The 22,411-nt window shown below is 54.2% G+C and carries 19 protein-coding genes; 7 read left to right on the top strand and 12 right to left on the bottom strand.

Annotated features, from left to right (window positions below):
* Positions 1 to 21: 21 nt before the first annotated feature.
* Both NSU01_RS11510 and NSU01_RS11505 read left to right on the top strand, forming a co-directional pair.
* A complete protein-coding gene (locus NSU01_RS11510) occupies positions 22 to 540 on the top strand; it encodes a DUF1761 domain-containing protein (RefSeq protein ID WP_076248702.1) in 519 nt (172 codons plus the stop codon).
* A gap of 635 nt (positions 541 to 1,175) precedes the next feature.
* Positions 1,176 to 1,745, top strand: a complete 570-nt coding sequence (locus NSU01_RS11505) for a YdeI/OmpD-associated family protein (RefSeq protein WP_076248700.1) — start codon at positions 1,176 to 1,178, stop codon at positions 1,743 to 1,745.
* A 1,037-nt stretch (positions 1,746 to 2,782) separates the two neighbouring features.
* On the opposite strand, the gene NSU01_RS11500 is transcribed toward NSU01_RS11505, so the two are convergent.
* The 8 genes from NSU01_RS11500 to NSU01_RS11465 form a co-directional block, all read right to left on the bottom strand.
* Positions 2,783 to 3,190, bottom strand: a complete 408-nt coding sequence (locus NSU01_RS11500; protein WP_076242802.1) for a VOC family protein — start codon at positions 3,188 to 3,190, stop codon at positions 2,783 to 2,785.
* A 477-nt stretch (positions 3,191 to 3,667) separates the two neighbouring features.
* Entirely contained in the window at positions 3,668 to 4,837 is a 1,170-nt protein-coding gene (locus NSU01_RS11495; protein ID WP_076242800.1) for an amidohydrolase family protein, read from the bottom strand.
* Positions 4,834 to 5,613 (bottom strand): glucosamine-6-phosphate deaminase, encoded by a 780-nt coding sequence (locus tag NSU01_RS11490; protein WP_081969917.1) that lies wholly within the window; start codon positions 5,611 to 5,613, stop codon positions 4,834 to 4,836. The genes NSU01_RS11495 and NSU01_RS11490 overlap by 4 nt, the downstream gene beginning before the upstream one ends.
* Positions 5,607 to 7,250, bottom strand: coding sequence for a helix-turn-helix domain-containing protein (locus NSU01_RS11485; RefSeq protein WP_042135549.1), 1,644 nt, complete (start codon positions 7,248 to 7,250; stop codon positions 5,607 to 5,609). Before NSU01_RS11485 ends, NSU01_RS11490 begins: the two co-directional genes overlap by 7 nt.
* Positions 7,251 to 7,269: 19 nt before the next feature.
* Entirely contained in the window at positions 7,270 to 9,069 is a 1,800-nt protein-coding gene (locus NSU01_RS11480; RefSeq protein WP_052421780.1) for a histidine kinase, read from the bottom strand.
* Between the two features lie 118 nt (positions 9,070 to 9,187).
* Positions 9,188 to 10,549 carry an extracellular solute-binding protein gene (locus NSU01_RS11475; RefSeq protein WP_042135545.1) on the bottom strand — a complete coding sequence of 454 codons (1,362 nt, stop codon included), beginning with the start codon at positions 10,547 to 10,549 and terminating at the stop codon, positions 9,188 to 9,190.
* Between the two features lie 387 nt (positions 10,550 to 10,936).
* Entirely contained in the window at positions 10,937 to 11,725 is a 789-nt protein-coding gene (locus tag NSU01_RS11470) for a carbohydrate ABC transporter permease (RefSeq protein ID WP_076242874.1), read from the bottom strand.
* 64 nt (positions 11,726 to 11,789) lie between these two features.
* Positions 11,790 to 12,725, bottom strand: a complete 936-nt coding sequence (locus NSU01_RS11465; RefSeq protein ID WP_039305228.1) for a sugar ABC transporter permease — start codon at positions 12,723 to 12,725, stop codon at positions 11,790 to 11,792.
* A gap of 330 nt (positions 12,726 to 13,055) precedes the next feature.
* Between NSU01_RS11465 and NSU01_RS11460 the strand changes: the two genes are divergently transcribed.
* Genes NSU01_RS11460 through NSU01_RS11450 form a run of 3 tightly spaced genes read left to right on the top strand, consistent with a single transcriptional unit; the run spans position 13,056 to position 16,107 of the window.
* Complete coding sequence (locus tag NSU01_RS11460) at positions 13,056 to 13,820, top strand: SIS domain-containing protein (protein ID WP_042135543.1); 765 nt, start codon at positions 13,056 to 13,058, stop codon at positions 13,818 to 13,820.
* Positions 13,817 to 15,628 carry a family 20 glycosylhydrolase gene (locus tag NSU01_RS11455; protein WP_052421779.1) on the top strand — a complete coding sequence of 604 codons (1,812 nt, stop codon included), beginning with the start codon at positions 13,817 to 13,819 and terminating at the stop codon, positions 15,626 to 15,628. Before NSU01_RS11460 ends, NSU01_RS11455 begins: the two co-directional genes overlap by 4 nt.
* Positions 15,628 to 16,107, top strand: a complete 480-nt coding sequence (locus NSU01_RS11450) for a GNAT family N-acetyltransferase (RefSeq protein ID WP_042135541.1) — start codon at positions 15,628 to 15,630, stop codon at positions 16,105 to 16,107. The genes NSU01_RS11455 and NSU01_RS11450 overlap by 1 nt, the downstream gene beginning before the upstream one ends.
* 125 nt (positions 16,108 to 16,232) lie before the next feature.
* Here NSU01_RS11450 and NSU01_RS11445 read toward each other — a convergent pair whose 3' ends face one another.
* From NSU01_RS11445 to NSU01_RS11435, 3 genes are all read right to left on the bottom strand, one after another.
* Positions 16,233 to 17,000, bottom strand: coding sequence for a class I SAM-dependent methyltransferase (locus NSU01_RS11445; protein WP_042135539.1), 768 nt, complete (start codon positions 16,998 to 17,000; stop codon positions 16,233 to 16,235).
* 13 nt (positions 17,001 to 17,013) lie between these two features.
* On the bottom strand, positions 17,014 to 17,808 hold the full coding sequence (locus tag NSU01_RS11440) for an SDR family NAD(P)-dependent oxidoreductase (RefSeq protein WP_042135537.1): 795 nt from the start codon (positions 17,806 to 17,808) through the stop codon (positions 17,014 to 17,016).
* A 124-nt stretch (positions 17,809 to 17,932) separates the two neighbouring features.
* On the bottom strand, positions 17,933 to 18,952 hold the full coding sequence (locus NSU01_RS11435; protein ID WP_076242799.1) for an AraC family transcriptional regulator: 1,020 nt from the start codon (positions 18,950 to 18,952) through the stop codon (positions 17,933 to 17,935).
* Between the two features lie 201 nt (positions 18,953 to 19,153).
* Between NSU01_RS11435 and NSU01_RS11430 the strand changes: the two genes are divergently transcribed.
* Complete coding sequence (locus tag NSU01_RS11430; RefSeq protein ID WP_076242798.1) at positions 19,154 to 20,137, top strand: zinc dependent phospholipase C family protein; 984 nt, start codon at positions 19,154 to 19,156, stop codon at positions 20,135 to 20,137.
* 686 nt (positions 20,138 to 20,823) lie between these two features.
* Here the strand turns inward: NSU01_RS11430 and NSU01_RS11425 are convergent.
* Positions 20,824 to 20,994: a hypothetical protein gene (locus NSU01_RS11425; protein WP_160311840.1), complete on the bottom strand. Its 171-nt coding sequence runs from the start codon at positions 20,992 to 20,994 to the stop codon at positions 20,824 to 20,826.
* 177 nt (positions 20,995 to 21,171) lie between these two features.
* On the opposite strand from NSU01_RS11425, the gene NSU01_RS11420 reads away from it, so the two are divergent.
* Positions 21,172 to 22,329 carry a glycosyltransferase family 1 protein gene (locus NSU01_RS11420; RefSeq protein WP_076242797.1) on the top strand — a complete coding sequence of 386 codons (1,158 nt, stop codon included), beginning with the start codon at positions 21,172 to 21,174 and terminating at the stop codon, positions 22,327 to 22,329.
* The last annotated feature ends 82 nt before the right edge of the window (positions 22,330 to 22,411 follow it).

Here is a 22,411-nt window from a genome sequence, read left to right as displayed (position 1 = left end):
TAAACACACGAGGAGGACATTATGTTTAATGTAATTCAAGAGATCAATGGGTTGGCTGTTGTGCTCGGGACGCTGGCGTTGTCTTTGGTGGGAGGCCTATGGTTCACTGTGGTTTGGGGCAAGGCGTATGCCTACGCTCTGGGAAAAGAGCATTCGCCAAGTGGAAACGGCGCTGCCGTCCTTAAGGAGGACGGTATCGGTTCAGCGGGAAATGGAAGGAATGTTAATCATACGAAGCAACATATGAACCCTTCTATTTCCAAAGAAAAACCGGCGCTCCGGTTCATCTTGGGTCCCCTCGTATGCGGACTGGTAACAACGGTGGCGATGGCGGTACTGTTCTATGCGTTCGAGATCGAAACCCTTGCCGATGCTCTCATCTTTGGCGGGATTGTCGGAGCAGGACTATTGGCGGCCACAACCGTGAATACCGGGATTAACCCCAACATCCCCCGGCCGCTGGTCTACGGACTGGTTAGCGGGAGCTACTTTTTCCTGTCCGGGCTGATTGTCAGTATAATTCTTGTAGCGATGAGTTGAAAAGTCGATGTTGTTGTACGTTTTGCAACATTAATTCATTGTTACTGGTGTAGCCGTAAGGATTCTTGTACGCGGTACAACAATTTCCCCGTTTAGCCGCTTGGTGAAGGACAATTGATGCCTTTTGTGCAACAGTTTTCGGTCAGGGCCGGTTTTGACGAGGGGAATGTTGTATTTCGTGCAGGATTACTTCAACGAACCACGATCGGTTCTCCAACACTGTTTCACCTTTAAGCTAAGCTGCCTGGTCTTCTTGTGAGAGCCAGGTTGAAATCTATTGTCTATTGCACTTCGTACAACAGAACTCTATGGAATAGGTGAATTTGGGCAGATAGCTGGAAATCAATTGTATGAAATACATCAGAATTGGTTTTAGCGCAGGATAACGCAGAATCTGTTGCAGAAAGTGCAATCAATTATGAGCTAGTTCTACCGTTCTCAAGCGGGTTACGCCTAGCGGATAGTTGAATATCTTGCAGGGACAGCTCGTTATAACTGTACAAACCGGATTAGGAGAAACTACAGTTAGCACTTAAGCGGGAGTCTTCCCGCCATACAAACTGCCATTCATGTAAATCGTCCGTGCAGGTTCCTGTTCGGGCTATACAGTTGTCAGAAGGGGGGGGACAGTAACTATGAGCACTGAAAATTGGATTGCGGCTACATCAAGGGAAGAGTTGCGGAACTGGCTGCTGGTGAACAGCACGATTGAACCCTTTTGCTGGGTCGAAGCCACTATGAAGCCAGTCCCGGGTACGCTGCTGTACCTGGACGCCGTTGAAGAAGCTTTGTGCTTCGGCTGGATCGATGGAGTGAAGAAGATGAACGCTGAAGCGAAGCTGGTCCAGAGATTGTCTCCCCGCAGCAAGCGGAGCTCATGGACTGAGCTTAATAAAGAGCGTGTCCGCCGCCTGGAGAAGCTGGGCTTGATGCGTGAGGAAGGACAGCGGGTTCTTCCTGATATGGACATCAATTCTTTCAGAATAGACAAGGTTATCGAAGAGAAGCTGAAAGAGGAAACGCAGGTGTATGAGAACTTCATGGCCTTTCCGGCGCTCTACCGGCGGGTGCGGATAGATACCATACAAAGCTATATCCATCAGCCTGAAGTGTATCAGCGCAGACTGGAGAAATTCATCGCCAACACCAGAGCCAATACAATGTACGGCCAATGGCATGATAACGGGCGCCTGCTGGAGTATTAGGTGAAGTCCTGCTGTACTAATTGTATTCGGAGAAGTTGTTGGGGGAGTGTTTTAGGAGGAGCTGATGGGGATTGGCGGGGACTGGGCGAGACTCGGTGGGGCTGGGCCGGGACTCGGCGTGGGCTGGGCGGGAGCTTGGCGTGAGCTGGGCGGAACTCGGCGAGGCCGGGCGTGAGCTGGGCGGGACTTGGCGAGGCTGGGCGGGACACGGCGGGAGCTGGGCGGGACTTGGCAGGACTCGGCAGGACTGGGCGGAACTCGGCGAGGCTGGGCGGGACACGGCGTGAGCTGGGCGGGGGATGAATAGCTTCACGATCGTGTACGCTCGTGAATAGGAATGAGAATCCGCTATTTGGGCAAAACAGGTGATTTTTCGGTCTTGCGGACTCAGAATCGCTTACATGGCTGCCAGCTCCACATTTTAGGCTCGAATGAACAAAATAACTGATTCTCCAGTCCGTTTGGGCGTTGAATGCAGTGTTTTGGGCAAAATAGCGTCTTCTCAGTCCGCATTCCCCTGCTGATCGCCATCTGCTGAGCTAACGGTCCTGCCACACTGGCGACCATTCGCTCCAGAACACCACCAGTAATCTGTCTTTCAGGTATGCCTCCGCCATTCTACAATGCCCGGCTTGGTACAATCTCAGAACTAATGAAATGAGTTCATTTCATGCAGCAATTTATGTGTTCGGTTTCAGCTTCAACTGGAAACTTAAAGGATAGTTGTACATTGTACAACTAAAAACCGCGAAAAGGCAGGCTCGCCTCCTATAACTGTATTCTGTACAACTATATCTGCCCGAAGCGGCGTAAATCATCTATAAGGGGCAGTTTAATTGCACGGAATACAACTAAACGAATAATTGGTTGAAAATCAGGCGATTTAGTTGTACAAAGTGCACTTAAGCATACCACGCACCGCATTCCGCATACCATAATAGCGTCACTGCCAACCTCAAAAGGTTCCTCGTATAAACGAACAAAAAACAAGCCCCCATCCGGAAGCCTGTCCTCATGCACACCTATATCCCACTATGCTATTGCGCGTTCTCATCCATATACATGACTTCCCACAGATGTCCGTCGATATCCTGAAAGCTCCAATTGTACATAAATCCATGGTCGACCGGATTATTGAACGGTTTGCCGCCGGCCCCAAGTGCCTTATGCACCAGCTCGTCTACTTCTTCTCTGCTTGCTGCGGAGAAGGCGAGGATGACCTCCGTGTGTCCGGCAGTATCCACAACTGATTTCGAAGTGAAGGTGTTAAAGAATTCCTTGGTCAGCAGCATGGCGAACGTATTGTCATTGATGATCATACATGTTGCGTTCTCATCCGTGAATTGCGGGTTGAACTCAAATCCGAGTGCGGTAAAAAAGTTGATCGAATCCTGCAGATTACTCACCGGCAAATTAACAAAAAGCTGGCCTGCCTTATATCCCACTTTCTAATCACCTCTGCATCCATGGAGTGTGTTCCGCACCATTATAGCATGAACTTGTCTCAGGCAAAAAGTTGCGGATGGCGGTGCGATCGCAGGGGCGGGTGCGATGCGAGGGCTGATGCAGGTGCAGGTGCGATAGCTAGTGCGGATGCAGATGTAGGGTCAGGTGCGTTAGCTAGTGCGGGTGCAGATGTAGGTGCAGTTGCGTTAGCTAGTGCGGGTGCAGATGTAGGTGTAGTTGCGTTAGCTAGTGCGGATGCAGATGTAGGTGCAGTTGCGTTAGCTAGTGCGGATGCGGGGGCAGTTGCAGATGCGTTAGTTAGTGCGAGTGCGGATGCGGGGGCAGGTGCGTTAGCTAGTTCGGGAGCGGGTGCTGATGTAAGTTAAGGTGCTGATGCAGATGCAATCGCGAGTGCAGGTGCGAGGGCGGGCGCAGCACCCCGCAGCACCTCCCGGCAAAAAAACTACCGCCGGGCATCAGCCCCGGCGGTACACCCATTCGCCGGCTTTGCAGAGCGCCGCCAGCGCCGGCCCCGCGCTGCCCCGGCGGAGCAGCGCAATATCCGCCGGCGCGCCGGCGGCCAGGCCCGCGGCCTCCGGCAGGGCCATGAAGCCTGCCGGGTGCACGGACGCCATGTCCCAGGCGTCCGGCAGATCGGCCAGGCCCGCGGCGCTAAGGCGCGCGATGTGGCGCAGCAGCATCTGCGCCGAACCGGCCAGCAGCCCGGGCTGGCCGGCGAGATGCAGCCGGCCCTCAGGGGTCAGCACCACGCGGCCGCCGACCGGCGTGTCGTAGCTGCCGGGCGGCAGGCCGGCGAGGGCAACGGCATCGCTGATCAGCAGCGCCCGGCTGCCCTTGACCTTCATCGCAACCTTCAGCACCTCATCAGGGAGGTGGAAGCCGTCGGCGATCAGGGTGCACCACAGCTCATCTTCCGCGAGCTGGGCCCACAGATAATTCGGATGACGCGGCAGCATGGCATGCGCCCCATTGCCGAGATGCGTGGACAGCCGTGCTCCGGCAGCGGCCGCCTCCGAAATCTGTGCCGGGCTTGCCGAGGTGTGCCCGATGGAGACCGTCACGCCCTGCCGCACGCAGTGGCGGATGAACTCCGCACTCCCTTCCCATTCCGGGGACATCGTCACGATGGAGATCCGCCCGCCTGCCGCCTCCTGCCACTGGTCGAACAGGGCCGTACTCGGCGGACGGATATGCTCCAGACTATGCGCTCCGCGCGGACCGTCTTCGGCTGAGAGAAATGGCCCCTCCAGATGGATGCCGCCAATCGTGGCAGCGGCGGCAGCATCCTCTTCACAGGCCCGGGCAATCGCCCGCATGGCGCCGTGAATCGTATACGCAGCACCGGTGATCACGGTCGGATAGCAGGTGGTTATGCCTTCGGTCCACAAGGCGCGGATGGCTTCCTTGACAGCCTCCGCGGTCAGCACCGGATGATTGAAGTCATGGCCTCCATAGCCGTTGATCTGCAGATCTACCAGGCCGGGCGCAGCTACCGGCAGCTCCAGCAGTTCGTCCGGCGGCAGCAGCAGCGGTCCATCCAACGGTTCAATGGCAGCAATAATGCTGCCCTCCAGATGGATACGGACCGGCTCGCCTGTACGGTAATGCAGCGCATCCACAATCATCGCACAACCGCTCCGAAGGAATCCGTGTCCACAAACAGCCGGCAATCCCCGTGGCTGCGCAGGATTGTGGACGGACAGGCCGTGGAGACAGATTCATGCAGCGTGCGGGTAACTGCTCCGCGCTTAGTCGGACCCGGGACCATGCAGAACAGCCACTTGGCGGAGAGCAGCACCGGGATCGTCAAAGTCAGCGCCTGCTGCGGGACCTCCTCCAGACTGGCGAAGCATCCGTCATTCACCTGCTGGGTGCGGCAGGCGGCATCGAGGGTCACCGCTTTGACCAGCCGGGGATCATGAAAATCCGCAACCGGAGGGTCATTGAAGGCCAGATGGCCATTCTCGCCAATGCCGAGGCAGACAATATCGATGGGAGCCTCCGCCAGCAGCCTGCCATAACGCTCACATTCAGCCTCAAGCTCTGCGGCAGGATTGATATAATGAACCCTGCCCGGCTTCACCTTGTCGAACAGCGCTTCCCGGAGGAAGCTGCCGAAGCTCTGCGGCGAGCCTTCCGGGAGTCCGAGATATTCGTCCATATGGAAGGCCGTAATCCGGCTCCAGTCCAGATCCTTGGCTGCGGCAAGCTCGGCAAGGAATTCATTCTGGGAAGGGGCGGCGGCGAAAATAATTCTTACGAAGGTCTTGGACGCCAGCAGCGCCCGGATCGCCGCGGCTGCTTCACGCCCTGCCGCAGATCCCAGCAGCTGCCGGTTCTCAAACACACGGACAAGCATGGAACCTGCCATTTCGGTATGGATTGGTGTCACTTTCAGCATGAGTAGTTCCTCCCTGTGCCTTGTGGTTGTCCGTTCCTTGTTCCTTCCTCACCCCGGAATTCACCCGGAGTGAAGCCTGTATGCAGCTTGAACAGCTTGGTGAAATAGCTTTTGTTCTCGTAGCCCAGCTGCTCGGCGACCTGCTCCACACTTTGCGGAGACTGGTCCAGCAGCTCTTTGGCATGCTCCATCTTGGTGTGGGTGACATAGTGAATGAAGCTCATCCCGGTTTCTTTTTTGAACAAGCGGCTGAAATAGCTCGAATTCAGATGAGTGTATTCGGCTACCTCCTCCAGCGTAATTTTACGGTTCAGATGCCGGTCCACATACTGCTTCACCTTCTTGATCTCATCCCGCCGTGTCTCCTGGTACATCTCCCGGATCACCGGCAGACGTTCAAAGAAGAATTGCAGGGACCACTCTTCCAGGCTGTCAATATGCTCAATGGCAGTGATAGTGTCATGCAGCATCTCCAGAGAGAAGGTCGACTGGAACTGTTGACGGGCCATCAGCCGCATCTGGTTATCATAGAGCAGCTTGAGCACCCATTCCTTGACCTGGCGCGGAGCAAAGCGCTTCACACGGATATAATCCATCCATTTGGACAGCAGCTCCTCCAGCCGCCCGGCCGATTCCTCCAGGAACGCATCCCGGATCTCCCGGGAGGCTTCGGTGTAATGCAGAAACAGATCCTCGCCGGTGAACGGCTGGAGCTCCTTCAGCCCGGTCAGCTCGCCCGGCTTCAGATAAAAGGCATTCTCCCGCCCCTGTGTAAGCAGCGTTATAATCCCTTCACGGAAATGCCCGCTGCCGGGCGGAATACACAGATATTGAAAGGATGCCCCTACCCCCGGCATGCTCTGAACCGCAGAACGCAGCTTGCCGAGCATGGAGATATGGCCGGCACTTGCGCCATTACCCATCCCTCCGGTGAAGACCAGCACGCAGTCCCGCCCGCTGTAGGGCAGACATACGGCGGCCGTTCCATCCTGAAGCACCGCTTCGGCGGCGGATTCCACCAGTGCCATTAGCGCAAGATCATCCCGGACCGGCTCCCCGGTACTGCCGCTGACCCGGCATAGAACGGCTACATTTGCCGTCAAATCGGGTACAATCCCCAGCTCGGCGGCATCTCGAAGCCATTCGGTGTCCGGCAGCTCCCGGGCGGCAATCCGCCGCAGCACACTCTGCTTCAGCAGCACCTTTTGATTCTCCGCCATGCTTTTCCATTTCAGCGTCTGGGCTTTGTCCGCATCCCTGCGCCGCAGCTCATCGCCAATCTCCTGCAGCAGACCGGTAATAAGCTCGCGGCTGATCATCTCCTTGAGAATGTAATCGCTCACCATCAGCTTCACCGCCTGCTGCGCATACGTGAAATCATCCATACATGACAGCACCACAACGCGTAAATCCTCGTTCATCAGCTTCAGCTCGCGGATCAGCTCAATGCCGTCCATATAAGGCATGCCAATATCCGTTATCACAATATCCGGCATACCGGCCTGCGCTTTCTCCAGGGCAACCAGACCATTTTTGCAGGCCGAATGAAGGGTCAGTCCAAGCTCGTTCCAGGGAATTACTGCCGAGAGAAAGTCCAGTACCGGATAATCATCATCCACCAGCATCACGCTATACATCGTTCCCACTCTCCCTTTCCTAACCTTGATCCGGAATTTCTTCAGGAAGCACAAACAGGAAGGTTGTCCCTTGTCCAGGGATACTGTCAATGGTAACCTGGAAGGCTGAACCGTATGTCAGATACAGACGCTCGTATACGTTCGACATTCCAATATGAGCCAGTCTGCTGGACGGCATGGCTTCCAGCTCCGGCGGCTCGGAGCCAACCTCTGCCCGCAGCCGGTTCAGAGTCACCTCATCCATGCCCCGGCCGTTATCTTCAATCGCTATGAACAGACGGCTGTCCTGAGTCCAGGTACGGATCAGAATGCGTCCGCTCTCCTGGCGCAGGCCGTGAATATAAGCATTCTCGATGACCGGCTGCAGCAGGAAGCGCGGGATTTTTACCCCAAGGCTCTCCGAGGTGCAGTCTGTATCCAGCGTAACTTCATCGGCCTGGCGGAAATTCAGCAGCTCCACATAACTCCTGACAATATGCAGCTCATCATGCAGAGAAGTATACTCATCGCGCTGTTGAATGGTCATCCGCAGCAGCCGGGACAGCGAGAACAGCAGCTCAGCATTCTCCTCATCCCCCCGCATCATAATGCGCAGGCGGATGGAATTAAGAATATTGAACAGGAAATGCGGATTGATCTGCGATTGCAGCATCGCCAGCTCGGCCTTGCGCTTCTGCGCCTGCTCCACCTTAATCTGTTCGATCATTTTCTCCACCCGGTCCAGCATATGGTCAAAGGACTTGCCAAGCCGCCCAATCTCGTCATACCCGCGCACGCCGGAACGGATGCCAAGCTCACCCTGCTCCACTCTGGCCGCTACGCTGTCCAGCCTGATTACCGGCTTCGTGAACTGACGGACCAGCAGGACCAGGATCAGCAGGAAGAACGCTCCCGATACGATCTGCACGGCTGTACTCCAGCGGTGGGTTGCACTGATCTGGCTGACCGCCTCGCGGTAAGGCGACAGGCTGACGATCCGGTAATTTCCATAGGGAATATCCAGGCTGCTGAGCAGATATTGTTCATTCCGGTAGTCCATGAAACGTGAATCCGCTGTACCACTCAGTTCATCCGCAAGCGCAAACGGCTGACCCAGGCGCGTCTTGTCCCGGGAGGCCAGTACCGTTCCGTCAGGTGCAATCAGCAGTGTCTCCTGGCCTTTACGGTTATCATTGAAGATCTGGCTGATCCGGCTCTCGGCGATACTGATAATGACCGTCGCATAAGTGGAATTGGAGGACAGCTTGAGATTGCGGGCAATCGTCAGCACCTGCGGGCTGGTCTGGGCAACGGTAGGAATATAGTTATCGAGCACACCTGCCCAGTAGAGATCGAAGACAGGCTGCTGACGGGCTTTTTCCATCCAGGGCTGCTGCAGCAGGGCGCCGACATCCAGCTTGGCGTAAGGATAATTCGAATAATATTGGCCGTCTGAGGTAAGCACGGTGACAAATGTTTTCTCCATCATGGAGGTCACGCTTTCGAGCTTTTCGGTAACCTCTTTGAATTCCAGTACATTCTTGGCTGTATCCGGCTGATGCAGCTTACTGCGCTGCCAATTTTCTTTGAGAATAAGCGTAATCCCGGGATCGAACTGAATGTAATTCGACACCAGCACCATATTGCTGAGAAGGTTCGAGATATACATGCTCTCCTGCTCCAGCGAACGGCGTTCATTCTGAATCACCTGGGAGCGGAGGATGTGCTCGGTATAGGAATTGGAAATATACAGGGTAATGGAGGCGGGAAGCAGCAGACAGAGCAAGGAAGCTACGAGCAGCTTGTTGCGAAAACCGAGTTTCCATCCTTTTGGCAGCAATGGCAATCCCCCCTTCACAATCAGACGATCGTTTTCTTTGCTTCTATCATATCAGCTTTCCGCCTCCAGCAATTCATTTCCCAGTAATATTTCGACAAAATATGACGGTTCGCTTTATTTACTTATTGGCATCCACGATCTTTTGCAGTTCAGCTTGCGCTTTGCTGATCGTAGTCTCCAGATCCTGCTGTTTCAGGATGTACAGCTCGGTTTCTTTGGTAAAAGCAGTTTCCAGCTCGCCCTGATAGGTCGGCGGTACACTCAGCGGAGCTGGCTTGGCATTCTTGATTACGTAGGCCAGTGAGGTTTCGTCAATCTTGTCCGGGCTCATGGCGGATGCCTTCACTCCGGCGATGTATTGATCGACATCCTGCTTCTTCCAGGCGGAGTATACATTCTGCATCTGCTCGCCCTCTGTAGAATACCAGCGGATGAAATCATAGGCTTCCTGCTGATGCTGCGATTTCTCCAGAATGCCCACATAGTTGCCGTTGGCAATACTGACTCCGGCAGGCTGTCCGGCGCTGTTGGAAGGCATCGGTGCAAAGGCAGTGGTGAACGTAGCCGGGAATTCCTCCGATCCGCCCGCTTCTCCAATCATCCAGTTGCCGGTCACAATCATCGCAGCATGTCCGGTGAAGAATTCAGAACGGTAAGCCAGCTTCTGGGAGATGGTATCTGCATAAGGTACAGCCACTCCGGATTCCTCTGCCTTGCTGCGCAGCTCCAGCGATTGGCGGATACCCGCACTGTCAATATTTACGATGCCGTTATTGACCAGATTGTTGTCCTTCTCCTGGTTGATAATGGCCAGCTCCCAGTACATCGCCCAGGTATGGAAATAAGTGCCGAAGGTCTTGGACGGCCCGGTACCGCTGGTCAGCTTGGCGGAATAGTCAAGATAGTCATCCCAGCTCCATTCCGTAGGCACAGCCAGTCCAGCCGCATCCAGCTTGTCCTTGTTCAGCAGGACGAAATAATTCTCCAGTGTATCGGGAAGTGCATACACCTGTCCGTCTACGGATGGATCAATCGTATATTCATCCGCCAGCGTGATGCCTTCTTTGCTTATCAGGTCATTCAGCGAAGCCAGCAGTCCGAGTCCCGCACGCTGTGAGTAGTCGGTTGCACCCGGCATGAACACAACGTCCAGGTTCTCGCCGGAAGCAACGAGGAGATCCAGCTTCTTCATCCCGGCCACGGAATCGCCGTTGTCAGCCAGCTCCACGTATTCCAGTGTAATTCCCGGATGGGAATCCTCGTACGCCTGCAGAATAGGTTCCATATCCGCCGCAGGTGACCAGTTGGCGACTTTGATCGTGACAGGTTCTGCAGAAGGTGCAGCACTCTCCGCCGCATCCGGTGCAGCAGTGCTGCTATTAGTGGGAGATGCATTATTAGTGTTGTTCGAATTGCCGCAGCCCGCCAGGGCTACAAGGAGCACGGTGATCCATACCAACGCGAATACATTCTTTTTCATTAATAACACCCCTTCTAATGTGAGTTCTCCCTGCCTATGAAGCTTGTCCGGCAGCTGTTCCTTATCGATGTGTATTTGCTGAACCAGTCTGTTAACTTAATGCTAAGCGTCACTACGGAGAACATTTGGACTTCCGGCCGCTGCCCGCCCCCAGATTTCTTCATTTAAACCGCTCTTCGCGGTAGAAATCCGGTGACTGCTGATGCTTCCGAAGCGAGCTTTCCATAGGAAAGCTTTCAGGCGGTCGCTAGCGCTCCTACAGTTCCAAATTTCCCCTACGATCCTTTCGCATTCTGTTGCTTTCTTTTGTTCAGCCCGTACACTCACTGACAGTCACGTCCGCTCCATCCACCTCCGGTTATGCAACTTCCGGGAACTTGCCAGCCTTCACCCCTTCACCCCCCCCAAGGAAATGCCCTCGATGACCTGCTTCTGGCCGAGGATGAACACTACGAGCAGCGGTACAATTGCCGAGACGGAAGCCGCCATGATGAGGGAGTAGAATGCGCCGTTCCGGTCAGCGAAGGCATTCATGCCAAGCTGAAGGGTATAGAGCGTCTTGCTGTTCAGGAAGACCAGCGGCGTCTGAAAATCATTCCAGGTCCAGATAAACCGCAGAATGGCATAAGTGGCAATCGCCGGCCGGACCAGCGGAAACAGAATGGAGAGGAAAATACGGATATGGCCCGCCCCGTCGATCTGCCCGGATTCGATATATTCATTCGAGAGTGAGGCGAAAAACTGGCGGAGCAGGAAGGTTCCCAGTACGCTGAACCCGCCCAGCAGAATCAGGCCCAGATGGGTGTCGTACAGGCCGATGGTGCGGAACATGATGAACAGCGGCACCAGCGTGGCTTCCGCAGGAATCATATAAGTGGCCAGCACCACCACAAATAATGCGTTTCTGCCCGGGAAGCGGATTTTGGTGAAGCCGTAGGCGGCCATGCTGGAGACGGCTACGGACAGGAGTGTCGTGAGTGCTGTGACTTTGATGGAGTTCCAATAATACAGGGTAAAGTTCGCTTTGCCAAACCACACAGAGTGGTAGTTGAACGCTGCCCTCCAGGTTTGCGGAATCCATTCGATCGGATATTTGAACACATCAGCCTCCGGCTTGAGCGAAGCGGACAGCATCCATATAAAAGGGAGCAGGAATACGATGCCCAGCAGCGCCATAAGTAGAGTGATAACCGCTTTTCCCCAGTCCAGATTCTTTAATTTCACAGGGGTCCCTCCCTTTCTAGTAATTGACCCAATAGCGCTGTCCCAGCCACTGCAAGCCGGTGATGGCGAGTACGATAACGAACAGAACCATGACCATAGAAGAAGCATAACCCGTCTGGAGATCCACAAATGCGGTCTGATACATGTCATAAACCACAACGGAAGTAGAGTTGGCCGGACCGCCCTCCGTCAGCACCTTGACCAGCGCGAAGGATTTGAAATTGCCGATAATTCCGGTCACCAGCAGGAAAAAGGTCGTCGGCGTCAGCAGCGGAAAAGTAATGGAGCGGAACTGGGCGAACTTCGAGGCACCGTCGATTGTCGCCGCTTCATACAGATCGGCAGGAATATTCTTGATTCCCGCAATGTAGATAATCAGCGAGACCCCGAGGTCTATCCAGATCATCAGCAGCATGACCGATGGAAGCGCATACGAAGGATCGGCCAGCCATTTGGGCGGATTGTCCACTCCGAGTGCCGACAGGAAACCGTTAACCGGACCGTAGGAGGGATGGAACAGAACCTGCCATACTACTGCGACAGCGACGACACTGGAAATCTGGGGCATGAAATAGATGACCTTGAACGCTCCCGGCGCGTAGACATGATTGGTGATAATCACCCCCAGGATCAGCGCTATAGCCATTCCCACCGGTACCGCCAGCAGCATAATGAAATTATTGCCCAGCGACTTCAGAAACACTTCATCCTGAAATAGCTGGCGGAAGTTGTCCAGTCCGTTCCAGCGGATCTTGTCAAACCCGGTGACGAACGACCACTTGGTGAAGCTGAGTATGAAGGAGAAAATCATAGGGATCAGCGTAAATACAATTACTCCGAGCAGCATGGGCCCGGTGAACAGATAACCCATCCATATTTCTTTCCATTTCCGTTTGTTTCGGCGGATGACCGGATTCTCCCGGGACTGTGGCAAGGCAACTGACGTCTTCAAGGCTCTGTCCCCCCTCTTGCGTGATGTTATCTCTCATTATAGAAAAGCAAAGAATTTTACATAAGTCACGATCCTGACCCGTTCAGAAAAATTTTTACCTGCCGTTGTCCCAATCAGCGATTTGTACACATCATGGCATGCTGCTGGCCAAATCAGTCAAAAACGGTGCGGATTTGCGCAAAATAGTTGATTTACTCCGCCTGCCCGCTTTGTTATCTTCTAGGCAAGCGGAAGCTTATGCTTACAAAACTTAAAGCGTATGCTTCCGAAGCCAGTTTTGCGAAGAGACTCAGGGGGCTTATGCTTACAAAACTTTTAGGAGGAATGTAAATGAACGCAAAGTCAGATATTATGTCCGCTTATATGGAAAGCATTGTGGAGCTGCTGAATGAGATACGGAGTGAGCCGAGGGAGAAGCTGGTGCAGGTGGCGGAGCTGCTTGCAGATCATATTGCAGAGGATAAGCTGGTCTATCTGTACGGTCCGGGCGGGCATTCCAACATGAATGCTACCGAGGTCTTCTTCCGCGCAGGTGGCCTGATGCATATCAGCGCTATATTAGATGAAGGCACGATGATCTCGAACGGCGCTCTGCGCTCGATGGCCGTTGAACGTACTCCCGGCTACGGAACACTTGTTATAGAAGATAACCGGCTGGGCGAAGATGACATCCTGATCCTTGCCAATGCCTACGGCATTAACACCGCCTGTGTCGATGCTGCCCTGGAGGCGCGGCGCCGGGGGGTTACAACGATTGCCGTTACCTCTGTCGGCCATGCCGAAGCAACCCCCAAGAATCATATTGCCCGCCATCCTTCGGGGCAGAACCTGTATGAGCTATGCGACTATGTTCTGGACAGCAAGGTCAAGCCGGGCGATGCTGCACTGCATATTGAGGGAATTGAACCGAAGATGGGCTCGACCTCAACCTTCGCCAACGCTTTCCTGCTAAATTCACTGATGATGACCACGGCTGCCTGTCTCGGGGAAAAAGGGATTGAGGTGCCGGTCTGGCGCAGCGGCAACGCTCCGGGCGGGGATGAATGGAATAACCGCTTCATTGAGCGCTTCAAGGGCCGGGTCCGCTGGCTATGAACATTCCATTGATTCCGCAGCCTCAGGTGGTGCAGAGCCGGGGACCGGAACCGGTCAGCGGCATCCGCGGCTGGTCGGTGCAGCTATGGAGTCCCGGGAATGATGTCCGGTTATTGGCGGCAGCGCAAGGAATATTCGCGGGGGTGACAGAGGTTCAGGAGCCTGGAGGCAGCGCAGTATATGCGCTGGTCTCGGAGGGAACCCGCTTCAATCCCCGCATGGCCCGGCGGGTAGAAGGCAAGCATGACGGATACGTACTGGTAACAGATACAGACCGGGTTGAACTATACGCACTTAGCGCTTCCGGGCTTTTCTACGGGATTAGAACATTGGAGCAGCTGCTGGATACCGGCGGAGGCGCCGTACCTGCACTGACGGTGGCCGACTGGGCGGATCTGCGGCTGCGCAGCGATTATCTCGATCTGCGCACCGTCTATCCGACCTATGAGCATATGCTGGAGTATATTGCGGAGCTGGCCAGCTACAAGATTAATACGCTGATCATCGAATATGAGGACAAGCTGCCGTTCCGCAAGCTGAGCTTCCTGCGCCATCCCGGGCTAGCCTTCACCGAGGAAGAGCACCGGGTGCTGCTGCAGATGGCGTATGACCATTTCGTTACGGTAATCCCGAAGCAGCAGTCCTTCGGACATCTGGAATATATTCTGAAGCATCCAGTCTATATCGGACTGCGTGAGGTCCCGGAGACAGTCTCGGAATTATGCCCGCACCGCGCAGGCTCCTTCGAGATGATGGCCGGCATTCTGGAGGAAGTGGCTGCACTTCATCCGCACAGCGATTATCTCCATCTGGGCTGTGATGAAGTCTGGACGCTCGGCACCTGTGAAGACTGCCGGAATTCCGGGCTTACTCCGGAGGCCTCCTTCATCCGCTTTGTCAATCAGCTGGCTGAGAAGACGCTCAGCCTCGGCAAAACACCAATGATCTGGCATGACATGATCATGCACGCCACTCTGAACGAGATCGCCGCACTCGACAAGCGTGTCGTAGTGGTGGTCTGGATCTACGGCGGGCACCGGATGAAGGCGGATGCCCGGCTCATTCTCCACAAGCTGCGCGACGCCGGCATCGAGACCATCGGCGCCTCCTCTGTCCGCTGCTGGGATGATAACGGCGACCAGAATTATCCGGTCATTCATAACCGGATCAAGAATGTGCTAGACTGGATTCAGCTGGCGCAATCGGAGCAGCTGGACGGGATCATTCATACGAATTGGGGATGCCCGTTCTCACTGGGCAGTCCCTACGGCCTGTTCGAGACCTCGCGTTATCCGGCGTTTTTTGCCGCAGAGCAGAGCTGGAATGCCAAGGCGGATATTTCATCCTTCCTGGCCCGTTTTCTGCACCAGTTCCACGGGCTTGATACGGCCCAGCTGAGTGGAGAAGAATGGGCAGATTATGCGGTAACCGACTATTATGCCCTGATTCCGCAGCTGCTTCCGGCTGTGAAGAAGAACCGCCTTACTGCCGAGCTGATTGATGCGATGATTCAGTATGAGATCCCGGCGCAGCGCCGCTCTCCGCTGCATACGTTCCTCTTCCGCGGAGCGATGTCGCCGGGCAGTGAGGAAGTCATTACCTTCCTCCGGGATAAGTACAGGAGCGGATACGGCGATTTATTCAGAGCCAAGCAGCGGATGCAGAGCGTGCTTGCAGAGCTGCTCCCGCCGCAGATGGCGGAGCTGTTCATCCGCTCCCGGTTCTACCGGCCGGAATTATTTGAAGCAGACCTGCGCGGGATGATTACAGATCTTGAGATAATTGAACAGAAAGCGGGGGATAGCTGATGCCTGATATGCTCGTTAAGTTATATGATCTGCCTGACAATAGTGCGCTGCTGGAACGTCTGCGGGGAGAAGGAATTGCCATCAAACGGGCAATGACCGGGGATAAGCAGGCCATTGTGGATTTTGTCGGCCGCCATTTCACGAATAGCTGGCGGAATGAATGCGAGACAGCCTTCGCGCATCTGCCCGTCCATTGCTACATTGCCGTGAAGCAGGGCGAAGTGATCGGCTTTGCCTGTCACGATGTTGTTGTGAAGAACTTCTTCGGCCCGACCGGCGTGCTGGAGGATTACCGGGGACTGGGCATCGGGAAGGCCTTGCTGCTGGAATGCCTGTCCGCGATGCACCGGAACGGCTACGGCTACGCAATCATCGGCTGGGTCGTGGACGCAGTGCCTTTCTATGAGAAGACTGTCGGCGCGATTGCGGTCCCTGATTCTTTTCCCGGTGTATTCCGCGACTTGATCAGTATCGACTAAACGCCCCTCTGATACAGCAAACAGCGGCAGCCAAGGACCTAAATGTCCCTGAACTGCCGCTGTTTCATTGTCATTGCAGATGACCTATTCCGCCGAGCTAGCAGAAATCGATAATCGGAAATCCTTTATTTTCTGCCCAAATGCAGGTCGATTGTATCATAAATAGTTAACACATCACCGGACTTCATAATCGCCGCTCTGATCTCTTCCTCAAACGGCTTTTTAATAGCAGACGGCATGCTTCTATGGTCTGAATATGTATTAAGCAGGGCAATGTAATCCGCCGAGGAGAAGCTTCTGGTTAGGTGATACAACTTGAACTGGATATCTTTGAACCCGTAGGTACGCAGATTCTGTGAGATGGCCTGGTATTTTCCCGTATCATGTTCGATCAATTTAGTGTTTGAAGGCCTGTACTTCTGATAAATACGCTGAATACGCTGATGTAATTCGTCATCCTCCCGCGCTGCAAAAGGCCGGTTCCAGAATAAGGCCACTGTTCCGCCCTTCTTCAACAATTCACGAACCTTCGGGTAACCAACGTCCTCTGGAATCCAATGAAATGCAGTAGCGGAGTAAATGAGGTCCGCGCTGTCGTCCGGGCCTGTGAATTCTTCAAAAGTCGTATTATGCACTCTGAAATTCTTGTGTTCCCGGAACTTTAGTTGTGAGTATTCCGCAAGGTCTGCCCCCAGTTCAATGGCCGCTAATTCGCAGCCCGTTTCCAGAAAAGGCCGGGTTGCCTGGCCCGTTCCGATCCCGATTTCAATGACCTTCCCGCCCTGCCCGATCCGGGAATACGCTATAATGTCCCGGAATAATTCCGCACAATAAGCCGGTCTCCATTTATCGTAATTCGCCGCATCCTCATTGAATGTTAACCGTTTATCCATACATCCTCCTCTTTCAGTAAATAACCGGCACCATTCCCCCATCCATACGGATTGGAGAGCCTTTAAATGCTGCCGCATAGGGACTGCATACAAAAGCAGCCAGCCTGCCGATCTCCATAGGCTTGATGAAACGCTGTAATTCAGATTGCGGTAGACTTGCAGCCATAAATTTCTTCTCTTTTTCTGCAAACGTCAATTTCTCGTCAGGATACATCCCGTCAATGATTTGCTGCACATTCTCAGACAGTGTAGGTCCAGGCATGATTGTATTAACCGTAACCTCAGTTCCTGCTGTCAGTTTGGACAGACTCTTGGACAAGGACAGCAGCATGGATTTGGTCATTGCATATTGAGGCATCTGTCCTGAAGGCATGACGGCTTCTTCACTGGCGATGAAGAGGATACGGCCGTAGTCTTGTTTCAACATTCCAGGGATATATAATTTCGTTAATCCGTTTGCAGCAAGCACATTCGTGCGGAAATACTTCTCCCATATGTCATCGTCAACATCCTCATACTGCATCAATTCATAAATGCCCATATTGTTGATCAGAAGATCAACGCTGGGGAATTTCGCGAATAAAGCTTGTCTTTGTGCAGCGTCCACTATATCAGCAGCGGCATTCTGAGGAGTGGTGGCCGGGAAATTCATCTTCAATTCACTGACGGTCCGCTCTGCCTCTTCGTAATTCCGTCCATTGACCAATACGTTAACGCCTTCCTTGGCAAGCTCTATAGCAATGGCTTTTCCTATGCCTTTCGTAGATCCTGTAACTAATGCTGTTGTGTTGTTTAATCCCATATCCATAATCCACTTCTCCTTATTCGAACATTCCTGTGTTCCGGATAGTGATTATTGTACCCCGCCGGGATTATTCAGTAACTAGCCCCATGTGCCAAACTTCTTGTTTAACACGCCAAAAAAATACTGCTCACAAAATGCCGGCATCCGGAAGATGCTCAGCACGCCACTTCGAAGGAGTGTCCCCCTCCCACAGACGGAAAGCACGGTAGAAGGAGTTCTGGTCCTCGTAGCCAAGCAGGTAAGCTACTTCTTTAATATCAAGCGAAGGGTCTGCCAAATACTCTCGGGCCTGCTCATGCCGTGCTTCTGTCAACAGCTGCTTGAAGGTCGTATTTTCGTCAGTCAGCCGGCGCTGCAGGGTCCGGCCGCTCATCTTAAGCTGCTTCGCAGCAGCCTGAATGCCGGGGCATCCTCCTGCGAGGGTGTGTTTAATGACCATTTTGACTCTTCCGGTAATAGAGCGGTTGTCATGCAGTTCAACGAGTGACCGGTCCAGAGCGGGTGTCAGGATCTCCAGCAGCTCTTCGTTATACGATACAAAGGGAAGGTCCAGATCACTTCGATGCAGCGTCAGCCGGTTACATTGCCCGCCTGCCTGGATTGCACAGCCGAAGTAGGCTTCGAGAACCCGTTCATCGCCCATGGACTGCGTAAATTCGACGGACTGTGCCTTCAAGGGGCGGCCTGTCCCCTTCCTCCCAAGCTCCAGAAGAAAGGCCAAAGTGATCCCCGCCAGCACCGGAGGACCGGATGCTTCGGTATTCAGCCATTCCAGTTCAACTGTACAATGCCCGTTCTCCTCCGTGATCCGCAGGCTTTCAGGAGGACACAGCTGCTTGTATCTGGCCATACGTTTCAGAGCATCGCGGTAGTCACGGGCGTGATACGTTGCTAAGACGGCGGGGGGATACTGCGTGGTTTCAAAGGCGGCTGCAAGCTTGATGATCCCCTCTGCAGTGTCCCCGGTGAGCTCGGAATACGCCTGCCAGATTGCGAAATATTGGGCAGTGGTGACTGAGGATTCCGTTGTTATCGATTCAGGCAGCTGTGCATGGCGGGCCACGTCGCGGGAGGCAATTCCTAAGTGATTTATGCCTGCCCAGAATCCCGGAGGTATTTTAATAAGGTCAGAGAGACGGGACTTCATACGTACGGACCTCCTTTTGCCAGTTGTAAATTCATAGCTGTGGTTGTATTAAAGCCATATAAGAATACTCTTATGCCCGTTGCGATGTCTAGAGATGGAATGAAATTCATCCACATTTCTCATTTTGTTTTAACATGCAGGCGTTACAATGGATTCAGATCATAACTAAGTGTGCTCACAAAACCTGTAGGAGGATTAATCATGCCCAATATCTGGATGCATCTCGAATACGGGCAACAGCTGGCCGGGGAATTCCGCAGCCGGTTCCCGTTCTTACATAATCTGCAGCAGCAGGAACAGTTGTATAATCTCGGCTGTCAGGGCCCGGATTTCCTGCTGTATCACAGTTTCCTGCCCTGGAGCAAGGATGCGGGGGCCCTTCATCTCGGGGATCTGATGCATACGCAGCACTGCGGGCCTGTGCTTATTGATTGCTGGGAAGCTGCGCGGACTCTCGAAGCGCCAGAGGCAGACCAGGCCCGGCTCTACTTCCTTGGCTTCCTGACCCATCATCTGCTGGACCGGAACCTGCATCCGTACATTAACTGGAAGGCAGGCTACAAATTCCGCGATCACCAGCGGTTCGAAATCGATTTGGATACCTTGTTCATGAAACGGCTGCGGGGCGTCAATACCTGGCAGAATGCCGCCTGGACAAGAATAGACGCAGGTCCCCGGCTGCCTGAGCCGGTTCATCATATTCTTCACAACACTGCACTCCGGCACTATCCGGAAGCCATAGGCAAGCTGCCCTCCGAGATCTGGCAGAGCTCCTACCGGGATATGGTGCTGGCTCACAGATGTCTTTATGATCCGAAGGGCTGGAAGAAGGCCCTAGCCTGGGGCCGTACCCGCCGTCTGTTCTCCCGGAAGCTGACTGCCCATGAAGAGCAGCTGGATTATCTGAATGACCGGCACTCCGAGTGGCGGCATTCCGCACTGTATTCCGAGGTCCGGACGGAATCTGTCTGGGAGCTGTGGGAGCAGGCGCTGGAGGAAGGCCGGACCGTGCTCACCGCGCTCGCCGATTGGCTGGAATGTACGGACGCCGCCGCGGCAAGGCACAAGCTCGATCAGTTCATCACAGTACTGGGCGACCGCTCTTATGATACGGGCAAGGAATGCAGCATGAACCTGCAGAACCAATATGCAGAGCCCATCTGGACCAGCCTGCCTGGCAGCTGATCGCAGTCAGCGTCTCATCCGGCTCTGCCGCCGCTTCAACCGGGCAATGAAGCCGCCCAGGGGGCGGCGCGGGGAACGGGTGGGCGCTTGGCAGAAACTTGGGCGCTCCCAGCGGCGCTTTGCAGTAACTTCGCCGCTCCCGGCGGCGCTTCGCAGCAACTTCGCCGCTCCCGGCGGCGCTTCGCAGCAACTTCGCCGCTCCCGGCGGCACCTCACAGTAACTTAATGACCCGTCAGCTGATGATGCGGACTGAAAATCCGCTATTTGAGCAAAACAAGCCGATTTCCCGCCCAACCGGACTCAGTCCGCATACTCTTCATATGGAGGTTTTTTGCTGAAATAACGGAATCTCAGTCCGCTTCAGCGAAAAGGACAAATCATATTACTGGCGCGAAGCAACTACAAAGTTTACTTTGGAACAACATCATCCCGCCCGCTTCCGGCGCCTCCAAACTGAGTTATCGCAATATTCCAAATGTATAATCTCCCAAGCAGCCAAAAAGCGCCCGGTTTCCCGGACGCTCCTTGTAATCCAACCTATATTTTTCCTATCATCACGTACTGTTCCTATTGTCACGTATTGTTCCTATCATCCCAATGTAATTCCTATCATCCAGATGTTGTTCCTATTATCCCAATGTCGTGTTTATCCCGATGCCGTTCCATGCCCGGCTTATATCAACAATTACAAAGGCTCCCTCGGAATAATCTCCGGCGGGGTCTGCGGAATAATTTCCGGCTGCTCCTGTGGAGGAACCTCCGGCGGAATTACAACCGGTCCCGGTTCAGGGATCATGTCCGGCTTCACTTCGGGTACAACCTTCGGTGGAACCTCTGGCGGCAGATCTTTATTCATATCCTCTTACCTCCTTCATTCCTGATACCTATGTATACCCGCTCCACCCCTTCTTGAAAAAAAGCAGATTCGAAACTCCCCAATCTTCCTCTATGCCAGATGTTTAACCTGCGGTTGATCTCCATGAAATATTCGCCTGCTAAGCTCAAGGCAACAAGAATACAGGGAGGGATTCCGATGCGTCTGGCTCTATTCACGGACACGTTTCTTCCGCAGACCAATGGTGTTGCCCGCACGCTTAGCCGGTTAACCGGCCATTTGCACCGCAGGGGGATTGAGCATCTGTTGTTTACCCCTAAGTCCGCACCGGAGAGCAGCTACCCAGATCCCGTCCGCCCCATCGCCAGCATCCCGTTTTTTCTGTATCCCGAGTGCAGGCTGGCCTTGCCGGGCATGTCCTCTATTCAAAGTGAGCTAACGGCTTTCGCCCCTGATCTGATCCATCTGGCCACCCCGTTCAACATCGGCTTATCCGGCCTCCGCTATGCCCGCAAGCAGCAGCTCCCTCATGTTGCCTCATACCACACCCACTTCGACCGATACTTGGAATATTACAAAATGAGAAGAATTGTCCCGCTCTACTGGAAATATATGAAGTGGTTTCACCGTTCCTGCGATGCTGTGCTGGCACCTTCCCAGGAGACATTAGCCTCGCTGCGCGCAGAGGGCTTCATGAGACTGCGCCTGTGGTCCAGAGGCGTCGACTGCACTCTCTATTCTCCTGAGAAACGAAGTGAAGAGTTGCGGGAGCGGTATGGTATGCGCGCGCCTCTGGTTATGCTCTATGTCGGGCGGATTGCCCCGGAAAAAGATATAGCCACCCTGCTGCTCGCCATGCAGCTCCTGCCGGAATCCGTACGCTCCGGTGTGCAGCTGCTGATTGTCGGAGACGGGCCGCTCCTGCCTGAGCTCAGATCACAGGCACCGGACAACGTAACCTTTACCGGTGCGAAGCATGGCGAAGAGCTGGCGGAGCTGTACGCTTCAGCCGACCTGTTTGTCTTCCCTTCCTGCACGGAAACCTTCGGGAATGTCGTGCTTGAAGCCATGGCTTCGGGGCTGCCGGTCATCGCCGCAGATGCTGGCGGTACCAGGGATCTGGTCGTTCCCGGTATCACCGGGAATCCGTTCGAACCCCGTAATCCGGCAGCGCTGGCACGCGGGATTAGTATCCTAGCCGCCCAGCATGCACTGCGGGCGTCTATGGGCCGGGAAGGGCGGCGCCTCGCGCTCGGACGTTCCTGGGAGCATATTTTCGACGGATTGATCAAGGATTACGAAGAGGTGATCGAGAGCCGGAAGAGCAAAGGAGGGGCGGGTATTTTCACTGCCTAGTCCAGCTTCGGAAGCTAAGCATCTCTTACCACCATCTGCAATAATTCGGGAGAGCGTTCCTGTTACATTGGGGATGCTTTTT

Origin of the sequence: Paenibacillus sp. FSL H8-0259, from assembly GCF_037963255.1 — a bacterium.
Classification (GTDB): Bacteria; Bacillota; Bacilli; order Paenibacillales; family Paenibacillaceae; genus Paenibacillus_AQ; species Paenibacillus_AQ phytohabitans.
The sequence above is the reverse complement of the archived record's forward strand: the minus strand, read 5'-3'. Positions and strand labels throughout refer to the sequence as shown.

Coding starts and splice junctions, on each gene's coding strand:
- NSU01_RS11510 (WP_076248702.1), top strand. CDS start 22: ATGTTTAATGTAATTCAAGAGATCAATGGGTTGGCTGTTGTGCTCGGG.
- NSU01_RS11505 (WP_076248700.1), top strand. CDS start 1,176: ATGAGCACTGAAAATTGGATTGCGGCTACATCAAGGGAAGAGTTGCGG.
- NSU01_RS11495 (WP_076242800.1), bottom strand. CDS start 4,837: ATGATTGTGGATGCGCTGCATTACCGTACAGGCGAGCCGGTCCGTATC.
- NSU01_RS11490 (WP_081969917.1), bottom strand. CDS start 5,613: ATGCTGAAAGTGACACCAATCCATACCGAAATGGCAGGTTCCATGCTT.
- NSU01_RS11485 (WP_042135549.1), bottom strand. CDS start 7,250: ATGTATAGCGTGATGCTGGTGGATGATGATTATCCGGTACTGGACTTT.
- NSU01_RS11475 (WP_042135545.1), bottom strand. CDS start 10,549: ATGAAAAAGAATGTATTCGCGTTGGTATGGATCACCGTGCTCCTTGTA.
- NSU01_RS11470 (WP_076242874.1), bottom strand. CDS start 11,725: ATGGCGCTGCTGGGCATCGTATTCCTGCTCCCTTTTATATGGATGCTG.
- NSU01_RS11460 (WP_042135543.1), top strand. CDS start 13,056: ATGAACGCAAAGTCAGATATTATGTCCGCTTATATGGAAAGCATTGTG.
- NSU01_RS11455 (WP_052421779.1), top strand. CDS start 13,817: ATGAACATTCCATTGATTCCGCAGCCTCAGGTGGTGCAGAGCCGGGGA.
- NSU01_RS11450 (WP_042135541.1), top strand. CDS start 15,628: ATGCCTGATATGCTCGTTAAGTTATATGATCTGCCTGACAATAGTGCG.
- NSU01_RS11445 (WP_042135539.1), bottom strand. CDS start 17,000: ATGGATAAACGGTTAACATTCAATGAGGATGCGGCGAATTACGATAAA.
- NSU01_RS11440 (WP_042135537.1), bottom strand. CDS start 17,808: ATGGATATGGGATTAAACAACACAACAGCATTAGTTACAGGATCTACG.
- NSU01_RS11435 (WP_076242799.1), bottom strand. CDS start 18,952: ATGAAGTCCCGTCTCTCTGACCTTATTAAAATACCTCCGGGATTCTGG.
- NSU01_RS11430 (WP_076242798.1), top strand. CDS start 19,154: ATGCCCAATATCTGGATGCATCTCGAATACGGGCAACAGCTGGCCGGG.
- NSU01_RS11425 (WP_160311840.1), bottom strand. CDS start 20,994: ATGAATAAAGATCTGCCGCCAGAGGTTCCACCGAAGGTTGTACCCGAA.
- NSU01_RS11420 (WP_076242797.1), top strand. CDS start 21,172: ATGCGTCTGGCTCTATTCACGGACACGTTTCTTCCGCAGACCAATGGT.